A 16,659-nucleotide genomic window follows, 5' to 3' on the forward strand; every position below is an offset into this window, starting at 1 on the left:
GAGCCTTCTTCCTGCTTTGCCACGGGGCGAGCGTAGCCGGATGCGCACATGACGGGAAGTCGTGAAGTTCTGTTGTCCGGACAAACTACGCACAACTTATCCGACATCGCCAATAACATCGCCAATAACGCTGTCAGTGTTGTCGGTGCCGCTGTCGGCGCGGGCGTGCAGCCAGCACAGGGCGCGGTGCCCGGGGCCCACCTCGGCCTCCGGCGGCCGGCGCGTACAGGCGTCCATGGCCAGCGGACAGCGCGGCCGGAACCGGCAGCCGTCGCCGACCACGATCTCCCGCCGCTCGGCGAGGTCGTCTCGCCGCGCCCGCGCCGCGAGCCGGGCGACCCGCGCCGCGCGCGCCTCCTCCCGGCCCGGCCCCGGGGAGCCGGTCGCGGCCGAGGCGAGCAGCTGGGTGTAGGGGTGCTTGGGGGCGAGGATCACCTCGTCGCTGGGGCCGCGCTCGACGATCTCGCCCCGGTACATCACCATCACCTCGGAGGAGAAGTGGCGCGCGGTGGCCAGGTCGTGCGTCACATACAGCAGGGCGAGGCCCCGCTCGTCCTTGAGCCGGTCCAGCAGGCCCAGGATCTCCAGCCGGATCGAGACGTCCAGCATCGACACCGGCTCGTCGGCCAGCAGCACCTCGGGGCCCGGCGCGAGCGCCCGGGCGATGGCCACCCGCTGCCGCTGTCCGCCGGAGAGCTCGTACGGGCGCTTGCGGGCCACATCGGCCGGGGGCGTCAGGTTGACCGACCGCAGCAGCTCCTCCGCCTTCTCCCGTACGTCGGCCCCGCGCCGCGCCTTTCCGTTGACCAGCAGCGGCCGGTGCAGGTGGTGGCCGATCGTGTGGGCCGGGTTGAGGGAGGCGAACGGGTCCTGGAAGACCATCTGGACGGCGCGCCGGTAGTCCGCGCCACGGGTGCGGCGCGCCCCGCCGAGCTGAACCGTTCCGGCGGTGGGCGTCACCAGCCGGGACAGGGCGCGTACGACGGTCGACTTGCCGCTGCCGCTCTCCCCCACCAGCGCGAGGGTGCGCCCCGCGTGCAGGGCGAAGGAGACCCCGTCGACCGCCCGGAAGGGCCGCCTGCCGGGCTGCGGGAAGTCGACGGTGAGCCCGGTCACCTCCAGTGCGGTCACGGCTGGCTCCGTTCCTGAAGTGACCCGAGTGACCCCGCCGCCGCGGCAGCGTGGGCCGGGTCGTGCAGATGGCAGGCCGCGTAGCCCCCGCCGGGCAGCGGCACCGGGCGCGGGGCGACCGTGCGGCACGGCGCGAACGCCCGCTCGCAGCGGTCCGCGAACGGGCACCCGGTCAGTTCCTCGCGCAGGTCGGGGGGCGAGCCGGGGATGCCGCGCAGCGCGCGCCGCTCGCCGGTCAGCTCGGGGAAGGAGCGCAGCAGCCCCTGGGTGTACGGGTGGCCCGCGCTCTCCGCGATGCGGTCACACGGCCCGTACTCGACGATGCCGCCCGCGTACATCACCGCCAGCCGGTCGCTGATCTCCAGCAGCAGGGACAGGTCGTGGGTGATGAAGACGACGCTGAAGCCCAGCTCCTCGCGCAGCCGCTCCACCTCGTCGAGGATCTCCCGCTGCACGACCACGTCGAGGGCGGTCGTCGGCTCGTCCATGATGACGACCTCGGGTTCCAGGGCGAGCGCCATGGCGATGACGACGCGCTGGCGCATGCCCCCGGACAGCTCGTGCGGGTAGGCGCGGATCCGGGCGGGGTCGATGCCGACCATGTCGAGGAGGGCGCGGGCGCGCTCATGGCGCTCGGGGCCGGGCATGCCGGGCCGGTGCGCGCGGAAGATGTCGTCGAACTGCCGGCCGATGCGGGTCACCGGGTTGAGGGCGTTCATCGCGCTCTGGAAGACGATGGACAGCTTGTTCCAGCGGAAGGCGCGCAGCGCCTCGCCCTCCAGCTCCAGCAGGTCGCTCTCGCCGCCGTCACGGCCGTGGAAGGTCACGGAGCCGGCGGTGAGGCGGGCGGGCGGCTGAAGACAGCGGGCGACGGCGTACGCGAGGGTGGACTTGCCGCAGCCGGACTCGCCCGCGATGCCCAGCAGTTCGCCGCGGCGCAGCTCGAAGCTGACGTCGCGGACGGCGCGGGTCGGGCGGCCGCCGCCGTGCGCCTCGTAATTGACGTCGAGGTGCTCGGCGCGCAGCACGGTGTCGTCCAGCGCTGTGTCGTTCAGCACGGTGTCGTTCGTCTCGCTGTCGTTCATCGCGCTCCCTTCCGCAGCCGCGGGCGGCGGGTGCGCAGCCGCGGGTCCAGGACCTCGTCGAGGCCGAAGCTGACGAGGGACAGGGCAGTGCCGAGAAGGGCGATACACAGACCCGGTGGGACGAACCACCACCAGGCGCCGCCGGCCAGGGCCTCCGCGTTCTGGGCGAAGTAGAGCATCGTGCCCCAGGTGAGATAGGAGGGGTCGGCGAGGCCGAGGAAGGCCAGGCCGGCCTGGGTGAGCACCGCGAAGATCACCGCGTGGATGAACTGCGAGACGATGATCGCCAGTTCATTGGGGAGGATCTCCACGAGCACGATCCGCCACCGCTTCTCCCCGTAGACGCGCGCGGCCAGGACGTAGTCACGGGTGCGCAGCGAGAGGGTCTGGGCGCGCAGGACCCGGGCGGAGGCGGCCCAGCTGGTCAGGGCGATGACGAGGACGGTGGAGAAGACCCCGTCGCCCTTGACGTACGCGGCGACCACGATGACCAGCGGCAGCCCGGGGATGACCAGGAAGACATTGCTGATCAGGGAGATGGTCTCGTCGGCGACGCCGCCGAGGAAGCCGCCGCCGATGCCGATGACGACGGAGACGACGGTGGCCAGGACGGCGGCCGCGGCGCCGATCAGGAGGGTGCCGCGGGCGGAGACGACGAGCTGGGCGAAGACGTCCTGGCCGGTCTGGGTGGTGCCGAGCCAGTGCGCCCCGGAGGGGCCCTGGCCCAGGTCGACGCTGACCGCCTCGGGGTCGGCGGCCAGCCAGGGGCCGATCAGCGCGGTGAGCGCGAAGACGACGAGGACGCCGAGCGCGATGACCAGCCGGCGGGAGCGCAGCGCCAGGCGCAGCAGGCCGCGGCCGGCGGCGCGTTCCGGGGCGGTGGTGGCGGCGGTGGGGAGGGTGGCGGTCATCGGGCCTGCCTGGTCCGGGGGTCGACAAAGCCGTACACCAGGTCCACCAGGAAGTTGGCGGCCAGGACGGCGAAGGTGATGACGAGGAAGACCGCCTGCATCAGGGGGTAGTCGGTGTTCTCGACGGCCTGGAGGAGGGTGAAGCCCATGCCGGGGTAGGAGAAGACGATCTCCATGACGAGCGAGCCGCTGACGATGAAGCCGAGCGAGATGGCGAATCCGGCGACCGAGGGCAGCACGGCGTTGCGGGCGGCGTAGCCGACCATGACGGTGCGCGGGCGCAGCCCCTTGGCCTCGGCGGCGGTGACGTAGTCCTCGGCGAGGGTGGAGACCATCATGTTGCGCATGCCGAGCATCCAGCCGCCGATCGAGCTGAGCACGATGGTGGCGGCGGGCAGCACCGCGTGTTCGACGGCGGAGGAGAGGAAGTCGCCGTTGAGCCCCATGTCCAGGGTCTCGTCGTAGCCGCCGCCCAGCGGCAGCACGCCCCACACCTGGCTGAAGAGGTACAGGAGCAGCAGCGCGAGCCAGAAGTAGGGGACGGAGGCGAGGAAGGTGGTGGAGGGGACGAGGGAGTCCAGCCAGCTGCCGCGCCGCCAGCCGGCGAGGGTGCCGAGGGTCAGGCCGAGGACGAAGCTGATGAGGGTGGCGGCGCCGACGAGGACGAGCGTCCAGGGTATGGCGTCGCTCAGGACGTCCGTGACGGGGCTGGGGAAATAGGTGACCGAGAGGCCGAAGTCCAGGTGGACCACGGAGCCCAGATAGTCCCAGTACTGGGTCAGGATGTTCCCGTGGCTCAGGCCGAGCATGCTGGCCAGGGCCTCCTCCTGGCCCGGCTGTACGGGCCCGGACTGCGCCATCCGGGCCAGCATCAGCTGCACCGGGTCGCCGGGGATGAGCCGGGGCAGAAAGAAGTTGACGGTGACGGCCATCCAGGCGGCGACGGCGTAGAAGCCGAGCTTTCTCAGGACGTAGCGCACGCTGCCGCGCCCTTACTTACCGGATTTGCCGTTGGCGGGCTTGATACGGGCGGCCACCCAGCCGCCGTCGGGGTCGAGCCAGATGGAGGGGGCCGCGTAGAGGTTGTCCTCGGTGGGATATCCGGTGACGCGGTTGCCGTTGAACTCCTGCTCGTTCTGACCGTAGAAGAGCGGGATGACCGGCATGTCCTTGATGAATTCCTGCTGGATCTTGTAGTACCAGGGCTTCTGCTTCTCCAGGTCGGCGCTGGAGGCGATCTTGTCCAGTGCGTTGTCCATGACCGGGTTGGCATAGCGGCCGAAATTGCCGACGTTGGTGGACTCGCCGATCTTCGGCGGGATGGTGCTGTCCAGCAGCTGGGCGTAATAGGCGCGCGGGTCGGGGGTGTAGCCGCTGTTGTCGAGCAGCATCTGGAACTGGCCGCGGGCGCGGTTGTTGGACCACTGCGCGTACGACTCGGCCTTGACGACGAGTTCGATCCCGGCCTTCTTCAGCTGCTGCTTGGCCAGCTGGGCGACGCTGACGTAGTCGGTCCAGCCGGAGACCAGCTCGAGCGTCACGGACAGCTTCTTGCCGTCCTTCTCCCACTTGCCGCCCGACTTGGTGTATCCGGAGGCGGTCAGATACTCGTCAACCTTGTCCTGGCCGGTCTCGATCACGGCGTCCTTCAGGGACGGGTCGAGCACGGACTCGTAGTTGGGGAGCAGCAGCGCCATGGGGTTGGCGACGGGGGCCTGGCCGTCGTACACGCTCCGGTTCATGAATTCGCGGTCGAGGGCGGCGCTGATCGCCTTGCGGACATTGACGTCGGCCGTCGGGCCGCGCTGGGCGTTGGGCACGAAGGACGTGGTCGCCAGGGGGATGTTGACGAGTTCGAAATTCTTGTTCTTGGCGAGGTAGTTCTTCTTGATGTCGGGGATGAAACCGCCGCCCCAGTCGATCTGCCCGGAGGTGACCGCGGCCGTGACCGCGCTGTTTCCGGTGAAGGACCGGTACCGCATGATTTTGAAGTGCGGAAGCCCCTTGAAGTAATAGTCGTCGCGGGCGACCAGATCCATGGTCATGCCCTTGACGGATTTCACCTTCCACGCGCCGGTGCCGACCGGGTTGGGGTTGAGCGTGGTCGCCCTCTCCTTGACCGGGATCTTCGACCAGATGTGCTTGGGCAGCATCTTCATCTTGCCGAGGACGAAGTACTCCTTGGTGGAGGCGGACTTGGAGAACGTGATCACCGCCGTGTCCTTGCCCTCGGCGCTCGCCGAGGCCACAGGGAGGGCGTACATGTTCTGCGCCTTGTTGTCCTTCGCCATCTGGAAGGTCCAGGCGACGTCCTCGGCCGTGAAGGGCTTTCCGTCGTTCCAGGTGGCGTCCGTGCGCACCTGGATGCGGAGCTTCTTGCCCCCGTCCGACCAGGTGTACTTGGTGGCCAGCCACGGCTCGATCTCCCCGGCCTTGGCCGCGTTCATATGGAACAGCGGCTCATAGATCATGCCGTTGGTCGCCTGGAGGGGCTGCGGGGCGAACGGATTGAAGTTCCGGATGAAATTTCCGGTGGATCCCGTGGCAACGGTCAGCACGCCGCTCGAGCCGCCGTTATTGTTCTTGCTCCCGCCGCACGCGGCGAGTGTGACGGTGAGCGTGAGCGCGGCCCCGGCTGCGAGCGCGCGGCGCGGACCTGCCGTTGTCCTCGAGATCATGAGTTCCCCTCGGTGTGCGGGTCGAGCCGTGCGGGATGGACGGACGCCTGCCGGGTGGCGGTCCGCGCACCCCCGGCGCCGCGAAATTAAGGGCGCCCGGAAGAGGGTGTCAATAGTGCTGACGCGGCGCCCTTGCTGAACCGGGCTAGTCGAACCCGTCGAACCCCCAGGTCCGGGCCCGAAACCGCCCCATAGAGCCAAAGTTGGGCGATCAAGCCGGTCCGTCGACGGCGCGTACGGACCTTGTCCGAAGTGTTGACACTAAACCGGTAAAGCCGTTCACTGCTTGCTGCGCGGCACCGCCCGTCCGCACCGGGCCGCATCCCTGACGCCCCCTGCCTGAGGGAGAAGTTCGCAGATGCAGCGCACGTCCGCACGGCTCACCGTCGGCGACCACCCGGTCATCTGGCTCGGCGCCAACTACTGGTCGCGCACCGGCGGCCCGCTGATGTGGCGCTCGTACGACCCGGACGTGGTCGACGCCGAGCTGCGCGTGTTGCGGGACCACGGGCTCAACATGACCCGGTCGTTCTTCTACTGGCCGGACTTCATGCCCGCCCCGGACCGCCTCGATACGGAGCTCTGCGCGCGCTTCGCCGACTTCCTCGACCGCCACCAGGCACTCGGCATGACCACCGTCCCCACCTTCATCGTCGGCCATATGTCCGGCGAGAACTGGGACCCCTCCTGGCGCGGCGACCGCGACCTGTACAGCGATGTGTGGCTGGTGTCCCGTCAGGCGTGGTTCGCCCGCGAGACGGTGCGCCGCTTCGCCGGGCACCCCGCGGTGGCCGGCTGGCTGGTCTCCAACGAGATGCCGATCTACGGCCGCCAGCCCGGCGAGCGGTCCGGCCAGGTGCCCGCGGAGCGCGAGGCGGTCGCGGCCTGGGCCCAGATCGTCGTCGACGCCGTACGGGCCGGCGGCGGCACCCAGCCCGTCTCGCTCGGCGACGGCGCCTGGGGCCTGGAGAACTCCGGCCACGACAACGGCTTCCGGCTCCAGGACACCGCCGAGCTGTGCGACTTCCTCGGCCCGCACGTCTACCGCATGGAGAACGACCCGGTCCGGCAGCACTACGCCGCCGCCTGGGTGTGCGAGCTGACCGGCACCTTCGAGCGCCCCGTCGTGCTGGAGGAGTTCGGCGTCAGCTCCGACTTCGCCGCGGGCCCCGGCGCCGCCCGCTACTACCGGCAGACCCTGCACAACAGCCTGCTGGCCGGGGCGACCGGCTGGATCGCCTGGAACAACACCGACTACGACAACCTGAGCGAGCAGCCCCCCTACCGCCACCACGCCTTCGAGATGCACTTCGGCCTCACCGACACCGCCGGCACCCCCAAGCCGCAACTGCGCGAACTGCGCGCCTTCTCCGAGGTGCTGAGCGCGGTGGACTTCCCCCGCTGCCACCGCGCCGACACCGACACGGCCCTGCTGGTCTCCTCCTACCTCGACACCCTCTACCCCTTCACCCGCGCCGAGGACCGCTCCTACGTCCAGCAGACCGGCCGCCAGGCCTGGGTGGCCGCCCGGCTCGCCGACGCCCCCGCGGCGGTGGTGCGCGAGAGCGACGGCACGCTGCCTTCCGACGTACGCCTGTGGCTGGTCCCCGCCACCAAGCAGCTCCTCTCCCCCACCTGGTACGAGCTGGAGCGCCGGGCCCGGGACGGCGCCACGGTCTATGTCTCGTACTCCCCCGGCGCCCACGACGAGCAGCGCGGCCCCTGGTACGCCCATCTGAACGAGCTCTTCGGCGTGACCCACCAGCTGGAGTACGGCCTGGTCAACCCGATCGAGGACGACGAGGTGACCTTCACCCTCACCCGCGCCTTCGGCACCCTCCCCGAAGGCGCCAGGCTCACCTTCCGCGCCGCGGGCACCGAGAACAGCCGCGTCTTCCTCCCCGTCGAACCCGACGGCGCGCAGGTCCTCGCGGTCGACGGCCGCGGCCGCCCCGCGCTGCTGCTGCGCGAGACCGGCGAGGGCTGCGTGGTCTTCTGCACCTATCCGATCGAGCACATGGCGGCCGTCACCCCCCGCGTCAACCCCGAGGCGACCAGCACGCTGTACGACGCCCTCGCCGCCCACGCCGGCGTCCGCCGCCCGGTGACCGCCTCCGACCCCCGGGTCGCCGTGGACCGCCTGGTCCACGAGGACGGCCGGGTCTTCGTCTGGCTGGTCAGCCAGGCCGGCGAGGAGCTGTCGGTGAAACCGGCGGTGGCCGACGGCAGGCTCACCACCTTGGACGGCTCCCCGGCGGACACGGTGGTTTTGGCGCCGTACGGGGTGCGGGTGCTGCGGCTGCGCGCGGCATAGCCGGACCGCGCCCGAACGTCGGACAGGTGGTGCGTCAGCTCCCGCCACCGCTGCCGGCGGCGGGGGCGAACTCGACCGGCAGGGCCGCGAGGCCGCGGGCGAACGGCGAGGGGCGCCAGACCAAGGCGCTGTCGGGTACGGCCAGCCGGACGTCGGGCAGCCGGTCGAGAAGCACCTCGACCGCGGTCTTCGAGATCGTCTCGGCGATCTCCCGGGCCGGGTAGGGACAGCGGTGCGGGCCGTGGCTGAAGGACAGGAACGCCTGATTGCCCTCGGTCAGGACCTGCTCATCGGGGCGTATCGCCGGGTCGGTGTTGGCGGCGGCGAGGCCGAGCAGCAGCATGTCTCCTGCCGCGATGCGCTGCCCGCCGAACACGGTGTCCTGGGTGGCCCAGCGGCCCGTGAGGTTCTGCAGGGGGGTGTCCTCCCACAGCACCCCGTTCATCGCCCGGCCCACGCTGTGGCGGCCGCCGGCCAGCGACAGGGCGAACCGCTCGTCGGTGAGCATCAGACGCAGCGTGTTGCCGATCCAGTCGGCCGTCGGCTTGTGACCCGCCAGCGTCATCACCATCAGGTCCGCGACGATCTCGTCGTCGGAGTACTGCGCGGCGCCCTCGTGCGCCAGCATCCGGGAGACCACGTCCCCGGCGGGAGCGGCACGCTTGTCCGCCACCAGACGCTGCATCGACGTGAAGACGTGCTGAAAGGCGGGCAGGGCGTTCTCGTTGCCGTCCGCCATGTCGTTGATGGCCGTCGCAAGGGCGGGGCCCTCGGCGTCCGCGAAGCCGTAGGTCCGCGCGAGGACCAGCATCGGCAGGAGGTTGGCGTAGTCGGCGATCAGGTCGCTCGTACCGGTGCCGCAGAACCCGTCGATCAGCCGATCGGCGAACCGCTCGGCATCGTCGCGCAGTTCGTACGGATCGGCGCCCTCAAGGGCGCTGTGGAGTATCCCCGAGCGCCGCTCGTGCTCGGGGCCGTCGCTGTACAGCACACACGGCAGGTCAAAGGTGACCAGGGGGCGCAGCGGCCAATCGGCGGGGATGCGGTCCCACTGGTTCCACAGGGCCGAGTCATGGCTGAAGAGCACCGGATCGCTGGTCATCTGGTGCAGTTCGCGGTAGCCGAGCACCAGCCAGGCCGGCACGTCGCCGTCGAGCAGCACCGGGGCGACGGGCCCCTGTTCGCGCCGCATCTCCTGGTACAGGCGGGCGGGCTCGGTCTGGAACCGCGGACCGCTCAGCCGCGCGGCGCCCGCGTGGGCCGGGCAGCCGGGAGGGGGCGTCGTGGCATCGGCGGTGGGCGGCTGCGCGACGGCGGTGGGCTCGGGGTGCGCTGTCATCGGTCAGTCCTCGCGGCGGATAGCGGATACAGACGGACGTGTCTCCCGGAACACCCGCATCACGGTGGGGCACGTCCCGGTGCGATCCGCTCGCACCGGGACGACGGACACGGGGCCGGTCAACCTGGCTCAATATATGCAGGTTGACGCCCTGAAGGCACCTGGTCGATATAACGAAACTGATGGTCAGAGACATGGTGCCGACATCGGGCGACGGCGCGGGAAGGCGGGTGACACCGGCCGAAACGCTACGGGCGGCGCGGCCTGCTACGCCTGCTCCTCCTCATAGCGGATGTCGTGGCGGGCCGCGATCGGGTTGATCTTCACCGGGTCGAGCTCTCCGTCGGTGAGCACGGACGCCCCCGCCTCGAACAGGTCCTCCAGATAGCACTCCCACCCGCCGGGCGAGGAGATCTGAAGCACGCGGGGCGGCGGGTCCGAGGCGCGGCGCAGGGCGTGCGGGACGCCCTTGGGCAGGAGGACGAACGTCCCCTGTGCCGCTGTCAGGGTCCGGTCGTCGAACTCCACCTCGAGCTCGCCTTCCAGGACGTAGACACACTCGTCCGCCGCGTGGTGGGTGTGGCGCGGGATGTCGCGCGCGAGCGTCACCTCCAGCAGGGAGAACCGGCCCTCGGTGTCGTCGGTGGCCGCCTTCACGGCGAAGGCCGGGGGCATGGGGACCCGGCCCGGTCGTGCCTGACCGGGCCCGAGCAGGATGAAGCGGTCTTGTGACATCGCGGTTCCTTGTCTGTGCGGTCTTCGGGGCTGTGTGCGGTGTGCGGTGTGTGGGTCCGTGGGGCGGGTCTTCGGGGTGAGGTCCGGCGGCCCGGTCAGCGGCTCTGGCGCACCCCGCGCCGCCACACCTCGGCGATGGCGCGGCTGGCGGTGATGTCCCGGGTCGGGTCGCCGTCGACCAGGAGCAGGTCGGCCCGCAGGCCGGGGGCGATCCGGCCCCGGTCGGCCAGCCCGAAGTGGCGCGCCGGGACGCTGGTGGCTGCCGCCAGCGCCTCCGGCGGGGTGAGCCCGGCCTGGACCAGCAGCTCCAGCTCGCGGTGCAGGCCGTCGCCGTGCAGCGGGGCGAAGGGGTTGGCATCGGTGCCGGCCAGCAGCGGGACCCCCGCCCGGCGCAGTGCCCCGGCCGCGTACGCGGCGTTCGCGGTACGGGCGGCGCCGTCGCCCCCGTACACCTCGTAGTTGACGATCGCGCTGATCACGAAGACACCCTGAGCGGCGATCCGGGCGGCGAGCGCGTCGGCGGCCGGGTCACCGGGGGCGGTGTCCGCCCAGACGTGGGACAGCCCGTCGGCACCCGCGTCCAGCGCCGTCCCGGCTTCCTTAGCGGTGACCGCGTGCGCGATCGTACGCAGCCCCACGGCGCGGGCCGCCTCGACGAGGGCGGTCGCGATATCGGCGCCCAGGGTGGGGACCGGCGTTCCGGCGGCCGAGCCGTCGTCGATCACGAACTTCAGGTAGTCGCTGCCCTCGGCGGCCCGGGCCGCGACGAACGCCTCGGCCTGGGCAGGGTCGGTGATGGTCTCGAACGGTCCGTTGGCGTCCTCGGGGCGCTCCAGCATGGGCGCCACCATCGCCATGACCCCGGACGGATGACCGCCGGGGGCCGTGCCGAGGACCCCGGCGCTGCGCAGATCGGCGACGTCGTCCCGGTCGGCCGCCAGGCGGCGCTGCCGCGCCAGGTTCGGCGGCAGGCAGAACATGTCGAGCTCGGTCGTCACACCGAAGGTGAGCGCTTGGGCGAGGCTGCCGTCGAAGGTGTGGGTGTGGGCGTCGATCAGCCCCGGGAGAAGGGTCCGGCCGGTGCCGTCGACGTCCACCTCCGCGGGGCCGCCGTCGTATGCGGCGATGCGGTCGCCGTCGATGAGGACGTGCGTGCCGGTGGTGGCCCGCTCACCGTCGAAGACACGGACGTCACGGATGAGAGTGCGCATGGAAGCTCCCCAAGCAGCCAAAGTTAGTTCACCAGATGATAATACCCTAGCTAACTATATTCATGGCGAACTGTATTCCGACAACTAGACTCCCGGGACATGAGCGAAGGCGAGCCCACGTACGACGACGACGGCGGCGGCGGTATGTGCGTGGTGGACAGGATCCTGACGGACTGGCGCCGGGAGCGCCCCGATCTGGATGTGTCGGCGCTGGCGATCGTCGGGCGGCTGTCGTTCGTCGCCGAGAACATCGTCGGCCCGGCGGGCGAGCGGGCCGTCGAGCGGCACGGCATCGGGCGGGGCGACTTCGACGTGCTCGCCACGCTGCGGCGCGTCGGCGCCCCCTACACCCTCAGCCCCTCGGTGCTCTCGGCGGAGTTGATGATGTCGCGGGCCGGCATGACCAAGCGGCTGGACCGCCTCGAGCAAGCCGGGCTGGTGGAGCGCAGCCTCGACGCCGAGGACCGCCGCAGCTTCCGGGTCGCCCTCACGGACCGGGGCCGCCAGGTGGTCGACGCCGCGCTCACCGACCTCACGGCCGGCCTGAGCGCGCTGGTCTCCGAACTCACCGCCGAGGAGCGGGACGGCCTGGTCCGGGCGCTCGACGCGCTCCTGCGCGCCGCCACGCGCCCGAACCCCCCGGGCCGCGGCTGAATCCCGGGCGGCCGCCCGGAAGCGCGGCATGGCCGTGCCACTGCGGCCGTCACCAGGGCATGGGCGCCGTCACCAGCCGTCACCAGGGCAGCGGGCGGCCGTCGCGGAAGAAGCCGCCCGTGGGGCCGGAGTCGGGGAGGGTGGCCGCCCAGACCACGCTGCGCGCCCCCTCGGCCACCGGCCGCCCGCCCGGCCCGCCCATGTCGGTGGCCACCCAGCCGGGGCACACCGCGTTGACCAGCACTCCGTCGGCGCGCAGTTCGGCGGCGAGCATGCGGGTCAGCGCGTTCAGGCCGGCCTTGGAGGCGGTGTAGGCGGGGGTGCCGCCGCCCATGTTGGTCAGGGATGCGGCCTCGCTGGAGACGTTCACGACGCGCGGGTGGGCGCCGGCGCGCAGCAGGGGCGCGAAGGCTTGGGCGGTGCGCCAGGGCCCGTAGAGATTGGTTTCGGCCGCCTCCCGGACAACGTCGAGGTCGGCGGTGACGGCTCGCTGCCAGGTGTCGTAGTGGACGGCGGCGTTGTTGACCAGCACGTCCAGCCGCCCGTAGCGGTCGGCGACCTCGGCGGCGACCCGCTCGACGTCCGCGTCATCGGTGACATCGAGCCGCAGGGGGTGCACGGACCGCCGTACCCTTCCGGCCACCCGCCGCGCCGCGGCCTCGGCGGCCTCGAGCGAGCGGGCGGTGAGCAGGACGGTGTGCCCGAGCTCCGCGAGCTGCCCGCACACCTCCAGGCCGATCCCCCGGTTGGCTCCGGTCACCAGCGAGACGGCCTGTGGGCTGCGATTCTGCGGCATGCCACCAGCATCCGGCGAATCGCCGCCGCGCGTCCAAGACCCGCTGTGATAACCAGCCGCTATGGACGCTCACATACGCGACCTCCGCTACTTCGTCGCCGTCGCCGAGGAACTCAACTTCACCCGCGCCGCCGAGCGGATGTTCGTCTCGCAGCCGGCGCTCAGCAAGCAGATCCGCCACCTGGAGGAGCTGCTGCGGGTCAGGCTCTTCGACCGCGACCGCCGGACGGTCACCCTCACCGCTCCCGGCGAAGCCCTGCTCCCCAAGGCCCGCGAGTTGATCCGGGTCTGGGACGAGGCGCAGCGAGCGGTCAGCGACGCGGCGGCCGCCGAGGCGGCCGTGCTGACGGTGGGTGTCTCCAGCAGCGTGGGCCGCGGCCTGCTGCCGGCCGCCCGGGCGCGCTTCGCCGAGCGGCGTCCCCACTGGCGGATCCGGGTGCGCCAGGTCGACTGGGAGGACGCCACGGCCGGGCTGGCGACCGGCGGCGAGGTGGACCTGGCCCTGCTCTGGCTGCCGGTCCCCGGCCAGGAGGCGCTGAGCGTGCGTGTGGTGGCGACCGAGCCCCGCTGGGTCGCGCTGCCCGTCGGGCACCGGCTGGCCGGGCACACCGAGGTGCCCTTCGCCGAGCTCCTCGACGAGCCGTTCCTCGCGCTTCCGGAGAGCGCGGGTCCGCTGCGCGACCACTTTCTGGCCCTGGAGGAGCGGGCCGGGCATCCGGTCCGTATCGGCTCGGTCGTCTCCAACGCGGACGAGACCTTCGAGGCGGTGGAGGAGGGCAGCGGGGTCGTGCTGCTGGCCGCGGGCAACGCCGCGATCTACTAGCGGCCGGGCGTCGTCACGCTCCCGGTCAGCGGGCTCTCGCCGAGCCGGCTGGCGCTCGCCTGGCGACCCGACGACCACCGCGCGGCCGTCCGCGACTTCATCGAGGCCCTGCTCAACCCCACACCCGACCTGCCCCGGGACGGGCAGGCCGGGCCCTGAGCGGACGCGCGCCCTTCCCTCACTTCATCCAGTCCTGTTCGTACTTGGCGTACGTGCCGTCGTGCGTGGCCAGGTGCACCCACTGGTCGACGTACTCCTTGAACTGCGCGTCGCCGCGCGGCAGCGCATACGCCTTCTCCGAGAAGGAGAACGGCTTGTCGGGGTGGACGGCGCACAGCTCCGGGTGGATCTTCGCCTGGTAGCGGGTCTCGCTGGCGTCGGTCATCATCACATCGGCGCGACCGGCGATGATCTCGTCGAAGATCGTGGTGTTGTCCGGATGGACGGTGAGGGTGGCCCGCTTGATGTGGGCGCGGGCGAACTGCTCATTGGTACCGCCCGGGTTGACGATCACCCGCACGCCCGGCTGGTCGATGTCCTCCAGCGTCTGGTACTTCTGCTCGTCCGCGCACCGCACCACCGGGGTCTTGCCGTCCGTCAGATACGGCTCGCTGAAGTACGCCTTACGGGCCCGGGCCAAGGTCACCGACACCCCGCCCATGCCGACGTCACAGCGCCCGGCGGCCAGGTCGTCGACCAGCTTGGCCCAGGTCGTCGCGACGAAGGCGGGCTTGGCGTCCAGGCTCTTGGCCAGGTCGCGGGCCATGTCGATGTCGATGCCGGTGTAGTCGCCGGTCTTGGGATCGCGGTGAGTGAAGGGGCGGTAGTCGCCCGTGGTGCACACCCGCAGCACGCCACGCTCGGGCACCCGGTCGAGCAGGGTGCCGCGCTGGTGCTTGCCCGCCGCCGCGGGCGCGGAGGCAGGTCCGGAGGCGGGACCGGCGGCCAGGGCCGAGCCGGCGGCGGTGGCGGCCAGCACGACGGCCAGGGCGGACAGCGTGACGGAACGTCGCATGGCGACTCCTTCGCACAGGCCGCGGCGAGCGGCACGGAACGGCACGCACAGGGCGCACGGGAGGGGCGCCTCCCAGCCGTGGCTGGGGGCGCGACGCCCTGGGCGTGATCACAGCGCGCTCAGGTTGGCAGAAGAGGCCGTCCGGCGGAACCCGTTGACCACCTGCTGAAACGTCGCCCCGGCCAGCCCGGCCGTCAGAAGGCGTCGGCCGGGGCGACGTCCCGCAGCCGGGCGAGGAGCTCGGCGGCGCGCTTCGCGACCACGTCCCGGTCGCCTTCCGACAGCGCCGAGCCCATCCCGCAGGCGACCGCTCCGGCGGCGATCCACTCCGGCGCGTCCGCGACGGTCACCCCACCGGTGGGTAAAAGCGCTGCCTGCGGCAGCGCGGCCCGTACGTCCCTGACCCAGCGGGGGCTGTAGGCGGAGGCCGGGAACAGCTTGAGGGCGTCCGCGCCCAGCTCCAGCGCGCGCACCATCTCGGTGGGCGTGGCGACGCCGGGAAAGACCGGCAGGCCGTAGCGGTGACCGGTGCGGATCACCTCCGGGTCCAGGCTCGGGGAGACCAGGAAGCGGGCGCCCGCGTCGACCGCCATCCGGGCGGAGGCGGCGTCCAGCACCGTGCCCGCGCCGATCACCGCCTCGTCGCCGACCTCGCGGACCAGTGTGGTGACGGCCTCCAGCGCGAAGGGGGTGGTCAGCGAGAACTCCACGGTGGTGAGGCCGGCGGAGAGCAGGGTGTCCGCCGCCGCGGTCGCGTGGTCGTAGCTGTCGCTGCGGATGATGGCGAAGACCCGCTGTGCGAGCGCGGCCCGGGTGATCTCCCAGCGGTACACGGCAATTCGCCGCCTTTCCTCTCAGAAGGGTCTCCTGGGATGCCGCCCCGGTTTGCCTCCGGGATATGCGGCCTTTCGCTGTGCGATTGTCGGTGTGGGGGGCACTGCCTGGGGGCACTGTGGGGGTGAGGCCGGTCAGTGGCGGTGCGTGGTGGGCGATATCGGCCTCTCGGTGCGTCAGGGCGTGGAGCGAGGGCGCGGGTTCAGCGGTGGACCGAGTCGGCGCCGCTCGTGAACGCCGCCAAAGCCCGCTCGCGCCCGGCCGCCGAGGGCAGCCCGTCCGTATCGGTCGCGGTCTGGACGACCAGCGCGGCGACGCAGGCGGCCTCGGCGAGCGCCCGAGGCTCGGGCAGCCCGCGCAGCCGCCCCGACAGATACCCCGCGGCGAAGGCGTCTCCGGCGCCCAGGGGGTCGGTGACCGGCACCGGATAGGGCGGCTGGTCCCAGCGCCCGTCCGCGGTCACGGCGGTCGCCGAGCGGTCGGCACGCTTGATGACGACGGTATGCGCCCGGCCGTCCAGCAGCTCCGCCGCGGCCTCGTCGGCGGATCTGGCGGTCAGCAGCTCCAGTTCCTCGTCGCCCGCGAGGACGAGGTCGGCCTCACGCAGCAGCCGCCCGGCCGTCTGGGCCCACTGCGCGGCGCCGCCCAGCTTGCGCCGCACGTTCGGATCGAAGGAGATCTCCGCCCCGGCGGCACGGGCCAGCTCGACGAGCCGGTCCGTGGCGGCCGCCGCGGTCGGCGACAGCATCGGGGTGATCCCGGAGAGATGCAGCAGCCGGGCGCCCTCGACGGCCTCGGCCGATATGTGCTCGGGCGCGAGCCGGGAGCCGGCCGAGCCTGAGCGGTAGTACTGCACGTCGATGGCGCGGTGCGGATGGCTGTCGCGCAGCAGCAGCCCGGTCGGGGCCTGCTCGTCCACCCCGGCGAACGCCACATCCACGCCGTCGGCGCGCAGCTCGCGCAGCACGGCCTGGCCGGCCGGATCCGCGCCCACCCGGCCCAGCCAGCGGGCGCGGTGGCCGAGCCGGGCGAGGCCCGTGGCCACGTTGGACTCCGCTCCGGCGACCGAGCGGCGGAAGTACACGGCCCGCTCCAGGGGAACGCCGGGCTCGGCGAGCAATAACAGCATCGCC

At 71.8% G+C, this 16,659-nt stretch carries 14 protein-coding genes and 1 pseudogene; 3 read left to right on the forward strand and 12 right to left on the reverse strand.

Going from position 1 to position 16,659, the window contains the following annotated elements:
- Window positions 1–96: 96 nt before the first annotated feature.
- From ACWY4P_RS12770 to ACWY4P_RS12790, 5 genes are read right to left on the reverse strand one after another with little or no spacing between them, the layout of a single operon-like run.
- Window positions 97–1,131, reverse strand: a complete 1,035-nt coding sequence (locus ACWY4P_RS12770) for an ABC transporter ATP-binding protein (RefSeq protein WP_456210655.1) — start codon at window positions 1,129–1,131, stop codon at window positions 97–99.
- Window positions 1,128–2,216 (reverse strand): ABC transporter ATP-binding protein, encoded by a 1,089-nt coding sequence (locus ACWY4P_RS12775; protein WP_456210656.1) that lies wholly within the window; start codon window positions 2,214–2,216, stop codon window positions 1,128–1,130. The genes ACWY4P_RS12770 and ACWY4P_RS12775 overlap by 4 nt, the downstream gene beginning before the upstream one ends.
- A complete protein-coding gene (locus ACWY4P_RS12780; protein ID WP_456210657.1) occupies window positions 2,213–3,127 on the reverse strand; it encodes an ABC transporter permease in 915 nt (304 codons plus the stop codon). Before ACWY4P_RS12780 ends, ACWY4P_RS12775 begins: the two co-directional genes overlap by 4 nt.
- On the reverse strand, window positions 3,124–4,107 hold the full coding sequence (locus ACWY4P_RS12785; protein WP_456210658.1) for an ABC transporter permease: 984 nt from the start codon (window positions 4,105–4,107) through the stop codon (window positions 3,124–3,126). Before ACWY4P_RS12785 ends, ACWY4P_RS12780 begins: the two co-directional genes overlap by 4 nt.
- Before the next feature lie 12 nt (window positions 4,108–4,119).
- Window positions 4,120–5,805: an ABC transporter substrate-binding protein gene (locus tag ACWY4P_RS12790; RefSeq protein WP_456210659.1), complete on the reverse strand. Its 1,686-nt coding sequence runs from the start codon at window positions 5,803–5,805 to the stop codon at window positions 4,120–4,122.
- Window positions 5,806–6,163: 358 nt separating this feature from the next.
- On the opposite strand from ACWY4P_RS12790, the gene ACWY4P_RS12795 reads away from it, so the two are divergent.
- The gene (locus ACWY4P_RS12795) at window positions 6,164–8,119 is read left to right on the forward strand and encodes a glycoside hydrolase 5 family protein (protein ID WP_456210660.1); all 1,956 of its coding nucleotides are present in this window, start codon (window positions 6,164–6,166) and stop codon (window positions 8,117–8,119) included.
- Window positions 8,120–8,153: 34 nt separating this feature from the next.
- On the opposite strand, the gene ACWY4P_RS12800 is transcribed toward ACWY4P_RS12795, so the two are convergent.
- The 3 genes from ACWY4P_RS12800 to ACWY4P_RS12810 form a co-directional block, all read right to left on the reverse strand.
- Complete coding sequence (locus ACWY4P_RS12800) at window positions 8,154–9,458, reverse strand: cytochrome P450 (RefSeq protein ID WP_456210661.1); 1,305 nt, start codon at window positions 9,456–9,458, stop codon at window positions 8,154–8,156.
- 267 nt (window positions 9,459–9,725) lie between these two features.
- Window positions 9,726–10,193: a cupin domain-containing protein gene (locus ACWY4P_RS12805; RefSeq protein WP_456210662.1), complete on the reverse strand. Its 468-nt coding sequence runs from the start codon at window positions 10,191–10,193 to the stop codon at window positions 9,726–9,728.
- A gap of 95 nt (window positions 10,194–10,288) precedes the next feature.
- Window positions 10,289–11,404 (reverse strand): amidohydrolase family protein, encoded by a 1,116-nt coding sequence (locus tag ACWY4P_RS12810; RefSeq protein WP_456210663.1) that lies wholly within the window; start codon window positions 11,402–11,404, stop codon window positions 10,289–10,291.
- A gap of 99 nt (window positions 11,405–11,503) precedes the next feature.
- Here ACWY4P_RS12810 and ACWY4P_RS12815 point away from each other — a divergent pair, with 99 nt between their 5' ends.
- Window positions 11,504–12,058, forward strand: coding sequence for a MarR family winged helix-turn-helix transcriptional regulator (locus ACWY4P_RS12815; RefSeq protein WP_456210664.1), 555 nt, complete (start codon window positions 11,504–11,506; stop codon window positions 12,056–12,058).
- A gap of 79 nt (window positions 12,059–12,137) precedes the next feature.
- On the opposite strand, the gene ACWY4P_RS12820 is transcribed toward ACWY4P_RS12815, so the two are convergent.
- Complete coding sequence (locus ACWY4P_RS12820) at window positions 12,138–12,854, reverse strand: SDR family NAD(P)-dependent oxidoreductase (protein ID WP_456210665.1); 717 nt, start codon at window positions 12,852–12,854, stop codon at window positions 12,138–12,140.
- Between the two features lie 61 nt (window positions 12,855–12,915).
- Between ACWY4P_RS12820 and ACWY4P_RS12825 the strand changes: the two are divergent.
- Window positions 12,916–13,836: pseudogene (locus tag ACWY4P_RS12825) on the forward strand (LysR family transcriptional regulator).
- Window positions 13,837–13,855: 19 nt separating this feature from the next.
- Here the strand turns inward: ACWY4P_RS12825 and ACWY4P_RS12830 are convergent.
- The 3 genes from ACWY4P_RS12830 to ACWY4P_RS12840 form a co-directional block, all read right to left on the reverse strand.
- Window positions 13,856–14,692 carry a transporter substrate-binding domain-containing protein gene (locus ACWY4P_RS12830; RefSeq protein WP_456210666.1) on the reverse strand — a complete coding sequence of 279 codons (837 nt, stop codon included), beginning with the start codon at window positions 14,690–14,692 and terminating at the stop codon, window positions 13,856–13,858.
- A gap of 194 nt (window positions 14,693–14,886) precedes the next feature.
- Window positions 14,887–15,525: a bifunctional 4-hydroxy-2-oxoglutarate aldolase/2-dehydro-3-deoxy-phosphogluconate aldolase gene (locus ACWY4P_RS12835; RefSeq protein ID WP_456210667.1), complete on the reverse strand. Its 639-nt coding sequence runs from the start codon at window positions 15,523–15,525 to the stop codon at window positions 14,887–14,889.
- A 203-nt stretch (window positions 15,526–15,728) separates the two neighbouring features.
- Window positions 15,729–16,655: a sugar kinase gene (locus ACWY4P_RS12840; RefSeq protein WP_456212905.1), complete on the reverse strand. Its 927-nt coding sequence runs from the start codon at window positions 16,653–16,655 to the stop codon at window positions 15,729–15,731.
- Window positions 16,656–16,659 lie beyond the last annotated feature (4 nt).

This window comes from Streptomyces sp. LZ34 (assembly GCF_053890475.1).